12 protein-coding genes and 1 riboswitch are annotated in these 12,054 nt (G+C 69.9%); of the genes, 6 read left to right on the top strand and 6 right to left on the bottom strand.

The window, feature by feature from the left end; all coding sequences use genetic code 11:
• Positions 1–277: 277 nt before the first annotated feature.
• Positions 278–535, bottom strand: coding sequence for a hypothetical protein (locus tag ACRX5W_RS07995; protein ID WP_436787242.1), 258 nt, complete (start codon positions 533–535; stop codon positions 278–280).
• A 165-nt stretch (positions 536–700) separates the two neighbouring features.
• Between ACRX5W_RS07995 and ACRX5W_RS07990 the strand changes: the two genes are divergently transcribed.
• Together ACRX5W_RS07990 and ACRX5W_RS07985 are read left to right on the top strand one after the other, a co-directional pair.
• Entirely contained in the window at positions 701–1,483 is a 783-nt protein-coding gene (locus ACRX5W_RS07990) for an exonuclease domain-containing protein (RefSeq protein ID WP_436787241.1), read from the top strand.
• Between the two features lie 60 nt (positions 1,484–1,543).
• Complete coding sequence (locus ACRX5W_RS07985; RefSeq protein WP_436787240.1) at positions 1,544–1,831, top strand: Lrp/AsnC family transcriptional regulator; 288 nt, start codon at positions 1,544–1,546, stop codon at positions 1,829–1,831.
• Positions 1,832–1,898: 67 nt separating this feature from the next.
• Here ACRX5W_RS07985 and ACRX5W_RS07980 read toward each other — a convergent pair whose 3' ends face one another.
• From ACRX5W_RS07980 to ACRX5W_RS07965, 4 genes are all read right to left on the bottom strand, one after another.
• The gene (locus ACRX5W_RS07980; RefSeq protein ID WP_436787239.1) at positions 1,899–3,317 is read right to left on the bottom strand and encodes an aminotransferase class V-fold PLP-dependent enzyme; all 1,419 of its coding nucleotides are present in this window, start codon (positions 3,315–3,317) and stop codon (positions 1,899–1,901) included.
• Between the two features lie 45 nt (positions 3,318–3,362).
• Positions 3,363–3,477: riboswitch (SAM riboswitch) on the bottom strand.
• Between the two features lie 148 nt (positions 3,478–3,625).
• Entirely contained in the window at positions 3,626–4,705 is a 1,080-nt protein-coding gene (gene trpD, locus ACRX5W_RS07975; RefSeq protein WP_436787238.1) for an anthranilate phosphoribosyltransferase, read from the bottom strand.
• A gap of 125 nt (positions 4,706–4,830) precedes the next feature.
• Positions 4,831–5,250 (bottom strand): hypothetical protein, encoded by a 420-nt coding sequence (locus tag ACRX5W_RS07970; RefSeq protein WP_436787237.1) that lies wholly within the window; start codon positions 5,248–5,250, stop codon positions 4,831–4,833.
• A 155-nt stretch (positions 5,251–5,405) separates the two neighbouring features.
• Entirely contained in the window at positions 5,406–5,813 is a 408-nt protein-coding gene (locus ACRX5W_RS07965; protein WP_436787236.1) for a hypothetical protein, read from the bottom strand.
• 331 nt (positions 5,814–6,144) lie between these two features.
• Here ACRX5W_RS07965 and ctaE point away from each other — a divergent pair, with 331 nt between their 5' ends.
• Genes ctaE through qcrB form a run of 4 tightly spaced genes read left to right on the top strand, consistent with a single transcriptional unit; the run spans position 6,145 to position 10,325 of the window.
• Complete coding sequence (gene ctaE, locus ACRX5W_RS07960; protein ID WP_436787235.1) at positions 6,145–6,765, top strand: aa3-type cytochrome oxidase subunit III; 621 nt, start codon at positions 6,145–6,147, stop codon at positions 6,763–6,765.
• A gap of 52 nt (positions 6,766–6,817) precedes the next feature.
• On the top strand, positions 6,818–7,624 hold the full coding sequence (qcrC, locus tag ACRX5W_RS07955) for a cytochrome bc1 complex diheme cytochrome c subunit (protein ID WP_436787234.1): 807 nt from the start codon (positions 6,818–6,820) through the stop codon (positions 7,622–7,624).
• Positions 7,625–7,638: 14 nt separating this feature from the next.
• Positions 7,639–8,688, top strand: coding sequence for a cytochrome bc1 complex Rieske iron-sulfur subunit (gene qcrA / locus ACRX5W_RS07950; RefSeq protein ID WP_436787233.1), 1,050 nt, complete (start codon positions 7,639–7,641; stop codon positions 8,686–8,688).
• Positions 8,685–10,325, top strand: a complete 1,641-nt coding sequence (qcrB, locus tag ACRX5W_RS07945) for a cytochrome bc1 complex cytochrome b subunit (RefSeq protein ID WP_436787517.1) — start codon at positions 8,685–8,687, stop codon at positions 10,323–10,325. Before qcrA ends, qcrB begins: the two co-directional genes overlap by 4 nt.
• Before the next feature lie 363 nt (positions 10,326–10,688).
• On the opposite strand, the gene ACRX5W_RS07940 is transcribed toward qcrB, so the two are convergent.
• Complete coding sequence (locus tag ACRX5W_RS07940) at positions 10,689–11,927, bottom strand: Ig-like domain-containing protein (RefSeq protein ID WP_436787232.1); 1,239 nt, start codon at positions 11,925–11,927, stop codon at positions 10,689–10,691.
• Between the last annotated feature and the right edge of the window lie 127 nt (positions 11,928–12,054).

Genomic DNA, 12,054 nt, shown 5'->3' with positions numbered 1-12,054 from the left:
CCAAAGTGCCACACCACGCCGAAACACCGCCTGTTCGACGGGTTGTTCGAACGCGGCGGCCCGGCGTCGTACGGCCGTCCGAAGCGGCGCGGCCCGGATCGTCGGCGGACCCGCCGCCGGACAGCCGAAACACCCGACCCGCGCCGCTCGGGTGTGCGGCGCGGGTCCGGCGAGTCTGTGTGTCATCGCGTGCTCTGTCCGGCCAACGCCGCCGGGATCGGCCCGCTGACCGGGGAAGACGCCGTCTCGGCGGTACCGACGGGCCGCCCCGTCGGCGTCAGTCCGCGATCGGCCCGTCGTTCTCCGCGCCGGGGCGCGGAACCAACTGCACCGAGTCGGTGGCGTTGCACCAGCGGCAGCGCACCGACTCGATCGTGTCCTCCAGCACCTCGCGCTCGTCGACCCGGGGCTCACCCGCGAGGTCGAGGTGGACGAACTCCACCGCCCGGGTGGTCCGGGTCACGTCGAACCGCGTCAGGTTGCCGCACAGCGAGCAGCGCCACCGCGTCGCACCGGTGGGGGCTGGGACCGACATGGACGTTCCTCTTTCGGTCGTTACGGGGCCAATTGCGCCCTGGAGTGTCCGGGGGCTTCCCCGGGGTCTGTGGCGGACCGCCCACCATCATCCCGCGCCGCCGCCGGGCGACCTGCCGGGAGGGCGTCCGCGTCCGTGTCAGGGCGGATCCGTACCGTTCGCGGCATGAGCAGCCACGCGTCCGGACCACCAGCGCCCGTGCCCGTGCCGCGACCAGGTTCGTACGACGTGGCTCCGCCATGGTCGGACGGCCCCGCGCCGGACAGTACCGAACCGACGCACGCGGTGCGAAACGCGTCCGCCGGGCGGAACCGCGGCATACCGTTGGACCACCAGATATTCGTGGTCGTCGACTTGGAGACGACCGGCCTCGACGCGGAGCGCGACCGGATCACCGAGATTGCCGCCGTGCGGCTGCGCGGCGGCGACGTACTGGGCGAGTTCGCGACGCTGGTCACACCCGGCGTGCCGGTGCCGGCCTTCATCACGACGCTCACCGGCATATCGGACGCGATGGTGATGCACGCACCACCGCTTCGCGATGTGCTGCCCGCCTTCCACGAGTTCGCGCGGGACGCCGTACTGGTCGCCCACAACGCGCCGTTCGACATCGGCTTCCTGCGCGCGGCCTGCGCATCCTGCGGTGAACCCTGGCCGCACCTGGTCGTCGTCGACACACTGGAGCTCGCCCGCACCCTGGTGTCGCGCGGTGAGGTGGCCAACTACAAACTCCCCACCCTCGCGCAGTTGTTCGACTCCCCCGCGCCGTCCGCGCACCGGGCCACCGCCGACGCCCGTGCCACGGCTCATATCCTGCGCGCGCTCATCGCGCGCCTGCGCCGTGCCGGTGTGCACGACCTGTCCGGGTTGCTCCGCTGCACCGCACACCCGAGCGATCCCGGCCCCGTGGGCACGGCCACAGGAACATCCCCCGGGCCGAACGGCTGATCGACTCGGTCGGCCCGATAGTCTCGTAAGCCCCGCCCGGCCCGAGGAGAGACAGCCGCTGTGATCACCGCGATCGTGCACGTAAAGGCCGCCGTCGACCGTATTCCGGAGATCGCCGAGGCGATCACCGCGATCGACGCCGTGAGCGAGGTGTACTCCGTGACCGGCGAATTCGACCTGGTCGCGATGGTCCGGGTCCGCGAGCACGACGAACTCGCGGAAGTCATCCCCGGACGCCTCAACAAGGTGCCCGGGGTACTCCACACCGAGACGCACATCGCGTTCCGCACCTACTCCCGGCACGATCTCGAAGCCGCGTTCGCGATCGGCCTCGACGACGCCTTCTGATCCGCGCACGCTCGGCCGACGGTACGAACGCGCCCGTGCGGCAAGAGGTTTCGCGCGGTCACCCGGCTCATCGCACACCCGCCGCCGCCACCGGACCGCGCGGGTCCGCATCGGGCACGCAGCGCCCGCCGTCGGTGCGGTAGGTCCACCGGGCACCACCCCGCACGAGCTCGCGCACCGCGCCGAGGAAGCGGTCGATGTGCTCCTCGGGAGTCCCCGCCCCGAAACTCACCCGGATCGCGTTGAGGTTCTGCTCCCCCGTCGGTGCGTCGGGGGCGCCGCACTCGGCGGGGGCGTCGGTACGCGCGCCGAGCAGCCGGCGGACCAGCGGGTGCGCGCAGAAGAGACCGTCGCGCACCCCGATCCCGTACTCCGCCGACAACGCGGCCGCGAACCGCGAGCTGTTCCAGCCGTCGACGACGAACGACACGACGGAAACCCGCGCCGATTCCGGGCCGAACAACTCCAGCGTGCGCACCTGGGGAATCCCGGCCAGCCCGGCACGCAGGCGAGCCGACAACGCCTCCTCCCGCGCCGCCAGAGCTTCGAAGCCCACCTCCGCGAGCGCCCGGAACGCCGATGCGATGGCGTACGCCCCGATCACGTTCGGTGACCCGGCCTCGTGGCGCGCCGAACCGTCGTTCCACTCCACCGAGTCCGCGGTGACCGCCTTGCTCGCGCCCCCGCCTGCGAGATACGGCTCGGCCTGCGCGAGCCAGTCGGAGCGCCCCGCCAACACCCCCGCGCCGAAAGGCGCGTAGAGCTTGTGCCCGGAGAACACCACCCAGTCCACGTCGAGTTCGGTGATCGACACCGGCTGATGCGGGGCGAGTTGCGCCGCGTCGAGCACGATGCGCGCGCCGTACCGGTGTGCGACGGCGGCGAGTTCGGCGACCGGGAACAGTTCGCCCGTGACGTTGGACGCGCCGGTCACACACACCAGGCGCGGTCCGTCGCCACCGTCCGCGGCCAAGGCGGCATCGAGAACCGAGACGGCTTCGGCGGGGCTCGCCGGAGCCGGCAGATGGGTGACACCGCTGCGGCGCCGCCACGGCAGCAGTGCCGCGTGGTGCTCGGTCTCGAAGACGAACACCCGTGTCCCGTGCGGAAGTGCGGAGGCCAGCAGGTTGAGTGAATCCGTGGTGCCGCGTGTGAACACCACCAGGTCGTCGGGGCGGGCCCCGACATGCGCGGCGACCGTCGCGCGGCTGGATTCGTATAGATCGGTGGACAGTTGCGACAGGTACCCCGCCCCGCGGTGGACGCTGCCGTAGTAGGGCAGGTACGCCGCGACGTCGTCCCAAACCCGCTGGAGGCACGGGGCACTGGCCGCGTAGTCGAGTGCGGCGTACTCGATGTCGCCGCCGGTGACCAGGGGAACGCGCACGTCACGGCCGACGACGGCAAGCGGCGGTACGAGGTCCCAATTCCCGCCGGAAAAGTCGGATGAAACAGACGAATTGACAACAAAAGCGGTAGCCGTCATGGCGACTCTCCAGGGCCGGGGACCCCGGTGCCGTGGCGTCGCAGAGGTCCGCGCTTGCCGGAGCACTGTTGTGTCCGGCCTGGTCATCACCCGGGGCACCCCACCGCGGAGGAGGGTTGCCGGACAGCAGGCCGGGGCCGCATCGCTGTCACTCGTGACCTGGAGGGAATTATTACCGCATCATCGGCCGACGGCCAAGCCGGTATCGCCAAGCGGCCCCCGAACCGCCCAGACCTCGCAACTCCGGTCGGCCGCAAGCCGGTTGCCCGGCCTCGGGCGGCAGTCTCAGTCGTCCCGACGGACGCGACTCAGCCGAAAGACCGCGTCGTCTCGACCCACCGCTCCAGCACCGCCTGCGCCTTGCCGGAGTCGATCGCGTCGGCCGCCCGCTCGATCCCCGCCGCGAGTTGCCCGGCCAACGGCCCCTCGCCCGGTCCCAGCGCGACGAGGGCCGCAGCCGAGTTGAGCAGCACGGCGTCCCGTACCGGCCCGCGCTCGCCGGCGAGCAGCCGCCGCGCGACATCCGCGTTGAACGCCGCGTCGCCCCCGCGCAGGGCCTCGATCGGAACCAGCTCGACCCCGAAGTCCCGGGGATCGACGCGGTCTTCGCGGACATCGCCGTCGCGCACGACCCACACCTTGGACGTCGTGGTGATGGTCAGCTCGTCGAGCCCGTCGTCACCGCGGAACACCAGCGCCGACACACCGCGACGCGCCAACACCCCGGCCATCAGCGGCGCCATGCGGGCGTCCGCGACACCGATCGCGGAGTACGGCGCACGTGCCGGGTTCGTCAGCGGGCCCAGGATGTTGAAGGTCGTCTGCACCCCCAACTCGCCCCGGGCCTGCGCGGCATGCCGCAGCGCGGGGTGGAAGCGCGTGGCGAAGCACAGCGTCACACCCGCCTCGACCGCCGTACGCACCACCTGCTCCGGCGTCAGGTCCAGCGACACGCCGAGCGCTTCGAGCACATCCGCCGCACCGCTCGCCGACGACGCGGCGCGGTTGCCGTGCTTGACCACGGTCGCCCCGGTGCCCGCGACGACGATCGCCGACATCGTGGAGATGTTGACGGTGCGCGCGCGGTCCCCCCCGGTTCCGACGATGTCGACGATCGGGCCCGGCACCTCGATGGTCACCGCGTGCCGGTACATCGCCTCGACCAGGCCGGTGATCTCGTCGACGGTCTCGCCCTTGGCCCGCAGCGCGACGACGAACGCCGCGATCTGCACCGGGGTGGCCTCGCCGTCCATGATCCGGTCCATCGCCCACGCGGTGGCCGCCGCGTCGAGGTCGTCGCCGCGCATGAGCGCGGTCAGGACGTCCGGCCAGGAACGGGCCTGCCCGGGGTTGGTGCCGCTCACCGTTGCCGAGGCCGAGGCGCCCATGGTCCGCTCCCGCTGACGTGTCCGATCGATCGGGGGCCAAGCGTAGTCGCGCCGGGGCCGGGGCCCGTCGCCCGTCCGCGGTATGGGCGCCCCCGCATCCGCCCGGACGGGAGACGGTGGAAGCCTCAGGAGACAGGCGTGCGCGCAGCCGCCCGCTGCCGCAGCAGATCCGCCGCCGAGGCCGCGAGCGTGACGGGGTCGAGCGGGTGCGAGACCACCGCGTCGGCCCGACACCAGGTCGCGAGCCACGCATCCTGCGGACGGCCGACCAGCACGAGCACGGGAGGGCAGCGGTAGATCTCGTCCTTGAGTTGGCGGCAGATCCCCATTCCGCCGGCGGGCACCGCCTCGCCGTCGAGGATCACCAGGTCGACGCCGCCCTTGTCCATCTTCGCGATGACGGCCGCCGGGGTGGCGCACTCGAAGTAGTCGACGCGCGGCGCGTCCGCTGCGGGCCGCCGTCCGAGCGCGAGCATGACCTTCTGACGGGTGTTGCGGTCATCGCTGTACACGAGGACGGTCATGGTGTCGCCGCTGTGCGCCATTGCCACCTGCCCTGGTCGTCAAGCCGGATGTGATCCGCGTTACAACACGCCGGATGCTACTCCTCTTGATTCACCCGCTCCAAGCTCTTGATCGGCTTGTGACCGCGCGGACGCGCACCGAGAACGGGCTCCGCCTTCTCCGGCGGGACGTCCCGTCACGGGCGCCCGAGCAGCCGCCAGCCCTCGGCGTCCCCGCCCAGGCGCTGGGCGAGACCGGCCATGCGGGTGCGTTCACGGGCGAGTTCGAGGGCGTCCACCCGCTGCGCGCGGTCCGCGTGCGTCACCCCGCCCGGACCGGGCGAGAGGACCCATCCGTCCGGTGCGAGCAGCCGCGCGGCCTCGGCGACCGCGGCGTCGTCGGGCAAGCGCAGAACGTGACGCAGCATCAACTGCCGCCCTTCCACGACCACCCCGGCGCCGGCGAGGTCGGCGAGCACCGCGGAGTCGGCGCGCGCGGGGTCGAAGCTCTCGCCGACCACCACGAGCGTCCCGTCGTCGACGAGCGGCGGCTCGGGCTCGCCGCGCCCGCGCCGGAACCACCGCTTCCTGCGTCCCTCGGCCATGCGGCGACCGTACCCCCGCATCGGCCGGGGACGGTCCGCCGGGGCCTGGCGCGCGCGGGGGCTCGTCGTACGAGCCGCCGGGCGCGCGAACGAGTTCCGGAATCACTCGTTCGAGAACCGTTGTCGGAATCGAATCCCCGCGGCAAAAGGAATGCGGGCTCTGCGCGGGACAACCGGGGAACAAGCAACGAACAAGCCCCGAACAAGCACTGACTAGGCGTGTTCCGTTGATCTTCCGCCGATTCCGGAAGCCGGGGGAACACGTCCGAGCCTCAGACACGTTCTCGGAAGGACGCCCCCCGAAGCGCGGGCTCATCCGGCGACCGCAATAATGGCCGCCGTGGCGACAGCAACTGCAGTAGAAGCCGGGCATGCGCCCCACGGGGCGATCGACCCCCCCAACCTGGTCAGCATCGGCACGATCGTCTGGTTGGCGTCGGAGCTGATGTTCTTCGCGGCGCTCTTCGCGATGTACTTCACGATCCGGTCGGTCCAGGGCCCCGAGGTGTGGGAACTGGGGACGGAGATGCTCAACATCCCGTTCTCCTCGGTGAACACCACCATCCTGGTGCTCTCCTCGCTGACCTGCCAGCTCGGCGTCTTCGCGGCGGAACGCGGCGACGTCAAGAAGCTGCGCATGTGGTTCATCGTGACGTTCGTGATGGGCGCGATCTTCATCGGCGGGCAGGTGATGGAGTACACCGAACTGGTCAAGGAGAACCTGACGCTTTCGTCGTCGGCCTACGGCTCGGTCTTCTACCTGACCACCGGCTTCCACGGCCTGCACGTCACGGGCGGCCTCATCGCCTTCCTGTTCGTCCTCGGACGGACGTACGCGGCCAAGCGGTTCACGCATGAGCAGGCCACCAGCGCGATCGTCGTCTCGTACTACTGGCACTTCGTCGACGTGGTGTGGATCGGGCTGTTCGCCACGATCTACCTCATCAAGTAGACGCGGCCTCTGGTCCCACTCGACAAACCGACGAAACCAACCGAGGTTTTTGGTGAAGAAGCTCTCCGCACGACGACGCCACCCCCTGGCGGCGTTTGTCGTCCTACTCTTCGCGCTCGCGGCGACCGGGGGGCTGTACGCCGCGTTCGCGCCCGCCAAGTCGGCGCAGGCCGAGAACGCGCCGTCCTCCCTTTCTGCTGTTGAAGAGGGCAAGAAGCTGTTCCTGAGCGGCTGTTCGAGCTGCCATGGCCTCAACGGCCAAGGCACCAGCGACGGCCCGTCCCTCGTGGGCGTGGGCGCCGCCGCGGTCGACTTCCAGGTCATGACCGGCCGTATGCCGATGCAGCAGCAGGGCCCGCAGGCACCGGCCAAGCCGCCCGTCTACACGCAGGCGCAGTCGGACCAGCTCGGCGCGTTCATCGCGTCGCTGGGCCCGGGGCCGGCCGTGCCGCGCGAGGAGGAGTACCGCCTCGACGGCGACCTTCAGGAAGGCGGCGAGCTCTTCCGCACCAACTGCTCGCAGTGCCACAACTTCGCGGGTGAAGGCGGTGCGCTTCCCGACGGCCGGTACGCCCCGGCGCTGACCGACGTCGACCCGAAGCACATCTACGAGGCGATGCTGACCGGCCCGCAGAACATGCCGTCCTTCCCGGACACGGTCATCCCGCCGGAGCAGAAGAAGAACATCGTCACTTTCATCGAGAACACCACGCAAGACGAGCCGAACCCGGGTGGTCTCGGTCTGGGACGCCTCGGCCCGGTGTCCGAGGGTCTGTTCGTGTGGATCTTCGGGCTCGGCTTCCTGATCGCCGCCGCCATCTGGATCGCCGCCCGTACCCCCAAGGCCAGGACCAAGTGAGTAGCCACGACGAAATGTCAGAAGAGAAGCTGCCGGAGCCACACGGCCCGGCCGGGGCGCTCGACCCGTTCGCCGACCCGGGTCTGCCGGAGCACGAACCGCGTCGAACCGACATCGACGAGAAGGCCGCGAAGCGTGCCGAACGCCAGGTGTCGCTGCTGTTCGTGATCTCGATGCTGGCCACGGTCGCGTTCATCGCGTCGTACGTCGGCATCGACAAGTACGACACGGTCGACATCTTCTTCTTCGGGAAGATCGGCGCCCTGAACATGGCGCTGGGCCTCACCCTCGGTGTCGCCCTCTTCTGCATCGGCGCCGGCGCGATCCACTGGGCGCGCACGCTGATGACGGACGAGGAGATCGTCCAGGAGCGCCACGAACTCAAGTCGGACCCGGCGGACCGCGAGGCCGCCATCCGCGAGTTCCAGCAGGGCGCCTCGGACTCGGGCATCGGCCGTCGTCCGCTGATCCGCCGCACGATGATCGGCGCGATGGCGCTCGTGCCGCTCTCCGGTGTCGTGCTGCTGCGCGACCTCGGTCCGCTGCCGGGCACCAAGCTGCGCCACACCTTCTGGGGTGAGAACGCGCGGAACGGCATCAACAACGGCAACACGCTGATCATCAACGAGAACACCGGCAAGCCGCTGCGTCCCGCGGACATCACCAAGGGCTCGCTGACCATGGCGAAGCCGGAGGGTCTCGACGTCGAGAACCACGACTACCTCGCGGAGATGGGCAAGGCCGCCATCCTCCTGATCCGCCTGGAGCCGGACGAGATCAAGTCCGCCAAGCAGTTGGACTGGTCGTACGAAGGCATCGTCGCGTACTCGAAGATCTGCACCCACGTCGGCTGCCCGATCGGTCTGTACGAACAGCAGACGCACCACCTGCTGTGCCCGTGCCACCAGTCGACGTTCGACCTGGCCGACGACGGCGCCGTGGTCTTCGGACCGGCCGCGCGCTCGCTGCCGCAGTTGAGGATCGCCGTCAACAACGAGGGCTACCTCGAAGCCGTCGGCGACTTCGCGGAACCCGTCGGCCCGAGCTTCTGGGAGCGTGGCTGATGGCTACGACGCACGGCGCGAACGCGCCGACGGGTCCGGTTCCCGACAACGCCGCGACCAAGACGGCGGACTACTTCGACGAGCGGCTGGGCTTCTACGGCGCGGCCAAGAAGAACCTCCGCAAGGTCTTTCCGGACCACTGGTCGTTCATGCTCGGCGAAGTCGCGCTCTACAGCTTCATCATCATCCTGCTGACCGGCGTCTGGCTGACGCTGTTCTTCAAGCCGAGCATGACCGAGGTCGTCTACGACGGCTCGTACGTGCCGCTGCAGGGCATCCACATGTCCGAGGCGTACGCGTCGACCCTGGACATCAGCTTCGACATCCGCGGTGGCCTGGCGATCCGTCAGATCCACCACTGGGCCGCGCTGATCTTCGTGGCGTCGCTGTTCGTCCACATGTTCCGCATCTTCTTCACCGGTGCGTTCCGCAAGCCCCGCGAGATGAACTGGCTGTTCGGGTTCCTCCTGCTGGTGCTCGCGATGGTGAACGGCTTCACCGGCTACTCGCTGCCGGACGACCTGCTGTCCGGTACGGGTCTGCGCATCGCGGAAGGCGTGGTCCTGGCGATCCCGCTGGTCGGCACGTACCTGCAGTTCTTCCTGTTCGGCGGTGAGTTCCCCGGCCACGACATCGTGCCGCGGCTGTTCACCATCCACGTGCTGCTGGTCCCGGCGATCATGGTCGGCCTCCTGACCGTCCACCTGATCCTGGTCTTCTACCACAAGCACACGCAGTTCCCGGGCGCCGGGAAGACCGAGAAGAACGTCGTGGGCCTGCCGCTGCTGCCGGTCTACACCGCCAAGGCGGGCGGCTTCTTCTTCATCGTCTTCGGCATCACCGCGCTGCTGGGCGGCCTGGTCCAGATCAACCCGATCTGGTCGTACGGCCCCTACAACCCGGGGCAGATCACGGCCGGTTCGCAACCCGACTGGTATATCGGCTTCCTGGAGGGCTCCCTGCGGCTCATGCCGAACTGGGAGACCAACCTGTGGGGCCACACCGTCAGTTGGAACGTCCTGATCCCGTCACTGGTGGTCCCGGGCGTGATGTTCACGTTCATCGCCGCCTACCCGTGGCTGGAGGCGTGGGTCACCGGTGACAAGCGCGAGCACCACCTGCTCGACCGCCCGCGCAACGTCCCGGTCCGCACCGGCCTGGGCGCGGCGTGGATCGCGATGTACCTGGTGCTGTGGCTCGGTGGCGGCAACGACGTCATCGCGACCCACTTCCACCTGTCGATCAACGCGATCACGTGGACGTTCCGGATCCTGTTCTTCGTGGCCCCGGTGATCGCCTTCGTGGTGGCCCGCCGGATCGCGATGGCGCTCCAGCGCCGGGACCGCGACAAGGTCCTGCACGGCCGCGAGACGGGCATCATCAAGAAGCTGCCGCACGGCGAGTTCATCGAGGTGCACGAGCCCCTCGACGCCGAGCGCCTGCACTTCCTGACGCAGCACGAGCAGCCGCAGCCGGCCGAACTGCCGCCCGCGGTCGACGAGAACGGTGTCGCGCGCAAGGTGGGAGCCGGCGAGAAGCTGCGGGTGCGGCTGTCGCGCTGGTACTTCGACGAGAAGATCGAGAAGCCCACCGCGGAGGAGTACAAGGAGATCACCAGCGGCCACGGCCACCACTGATCCCCTGCACCGATTCACGAACGACTGCTGACGCCACATCAGCGGACCGAGGCCCCACCGGCATTCCGGTGGGGCCTCGGCGTTCCCCAGGGCGGTGTTCCTGCGGATCCGCGGATCACTTGGTCGTGCCCCGGCGGCGCTGGGAACCGAGCCAGGGGCAACGCCGCGCCCGGTGAGGGCAGTCGCAGACCCCGACGGGCACAGGGACCAAGACGGGTGCACCGCCGTGCCCGGTGAGGACAGCAGCAGACCCCGACGGACCGGGAGGCCGGGAGGGGGCCGGGAGGGCCGGCGGAGCCCTCTTGGAGGGCCGCGTCGCCGGCTTAGGAGGCTTCCGGCTGCCCCCGTCGGCCTTCCGGAGCCTCAGACGGTCGTGGGAGCGCCTGTGACCGTCGCGCCGGCCGCGCTGCTCTCCAGCCAGCGTTCGAACGGCAGGTTCCATTCGCCGTAGCCGTTGCCGGTCGTCTCCATCACCTTGTCGCTGCCGGTGTTGACGACGTTGACGACGTCGCCGATGTTGACGACGCCGAAGTACCAGCGGGCGTCCTCGGTGCTCATGCCGACGCAGCCGTGGCTGACGTTCGCGACGCCCTGGGACGCCACCGACCACGGGGCCGCGTGCAGGTACTCACCGCTCCACGTCACCCGTGCGGCCCAGTAGACGTCGAGGCGGTACGCCTCCGAACTGCCCTCCGCGATCCCGACCGTGGTGCCGTCCATGACGACGTGCTGCTCCTTGCCGAGGATCACCTTCGTACCGGAGCGGGTGGTGAAACCGGGCTTGCCGGTGGTCACCGGAACCGTGCGCAACACCTCGCCGTCACGCGTGACCATCATCTGGTGGGCGGCGGCGTCGACGGTCGTGATGACCGCGGGGCCGATCGCGAAGTCGGCGCCCTGGCCGTCCGCGCCGTAGACGCCGTCGTCGCCCATGGGCAGCCCCTGAAGGTCGCCGGAGACGGAGACCTTGGTGCCCGCGGGCCAGTACTCCTTGGGACGGAAACGGACGGTCGTGTCGTCGATCCAGCCCCAGGCGCCCTCGACCGGGATCGACGTCGCGACGACCAGGCGCTCCTCGACGGCGGCGCGGATCTTCGGATCCTTGATCTCGTGGTCGAATTCGATGCTGATCGGCATGCCGACGCCGACGGTCGCGCCTGTCTCCGGGGTGATGCTCTTCACCCCGATCAGCGATTTCGGAGTGGAGGTGGTGAAGGTCGACGTCCGGGTGCCGGTCAGGCCGTGCTCGTCGACCGCGGTGGCGCGAACCGTGTACGCGGCGCCGTACCCGAGAGGCCGCGTACTGTGCCACGAGGCGCCTCCGGCGCTCATCGCCCCGGGGACGACCGAGCCGTCCGCCGCCGTGAGCACCACCTCGGTGAGATGACCGCCGCCGGCGCCGACGCTGACGACCGTCTCGGGTGCGACGCCCTCGCTGCCGTCCTGCGGGGTGAGTGTGAACCTCGCGGTGCTGACGGTGGGCTTGTCGGGCGGCGGTCCGCTGTCGCTCCCGCCCAGGGAGCAGCCGCCGAGGGCCAGCGTCGCCGCCGCGGTCAGGGCTATGGAGCACCGTGTCCGTCGGCGGCCGAGGGTGTGCGTCATGCCGTGCACCTGGCACCTCCTGCTTCGGGTCCTGCGTCGGACGGCAGCACTTGCCCCAGTCTCACCCGAATTGCCGGTATCCGGCCGGGCGATACGCCCTTTCGGGGGATGTCCGGCCTCGAACGCG

Origin of the sequence: Yinghuangia sp. YIM S10712, assembly GCF_051388935.1 — a bacterium.
In the GTDB taxonomy this organism is placed as follows: domain Bacteria; phylum Actinomycetota; class Actinomycetes; order Streptomycetales; family Streptomycetaceae; genus Yinghuangia.
This window is presented reverse-complemented; position numbering and strand designations above follow the sequence as displayed.

Coding starts and splice junctions, on each gene's coding strand:
- ctaE (WP_436787235.1), top strand. CDS start 6,145: ATGGCCGCCGTGGCGACAGCAACTGCAGTAGAAGCCGGGCATGCGCCC.
- ACRX5W_RS07990 (WP_436787241.1), top strand. CDS start 701: ATGAGCAGCCACGCGTCCGGACCACCAGCGCCCGTGCCCGTGCCGCGA.
- ACRX5W_RS07970 (WP_436787237.1), bottom strand. CDS start 5,250: ATGGCGCACAGCGGCGACACCATGACCGTCCTCGTGTACAGCGATGAC.
- ACRX5W_RS07980 (WP_436787239.1), bottom strand. CDS start 3,317: ATGACGGCTACCGCTTTTGTTGTCAATTCGTCTGTTTCATCCGACTTT.
- ACRX5W_RS07940 (WP_436787232.1), bottom strand. CDS start 11,927: ATGACGCACACCCTCGGCCGCCGACGGACACGGTGCTCCATAGCCCTG.
- qcrA (WP_436787233.1), top strand. CDS start 7,639: ATGTCAGAAGAGAAGCTGCCGGAGCCACACGGCCCGGCCGGGGCGCTC.
- ACRX5W_RS07995 (WP_436787242.1), bottom strand. CDS start 535: ATGTCGGTCCCAGCCCCCACCGGTGCGACGCGGTGGCGCTGCTCGCTG.
- trpD (WP_436787238.1), bottom strand. CDS start 4,705: ATGGGCGCCTCGGCCTCGGCAACGGTGAGCGGCACCAACCCCGGGCAG.
- ACRX5W_RS07965 (WP_436787236.1), bottom strand. CDS start 5,813: ATGGCCGAGGGACGCAGGAAGCGGTGGTTCCGGCGCGGGCGCGGCGAG.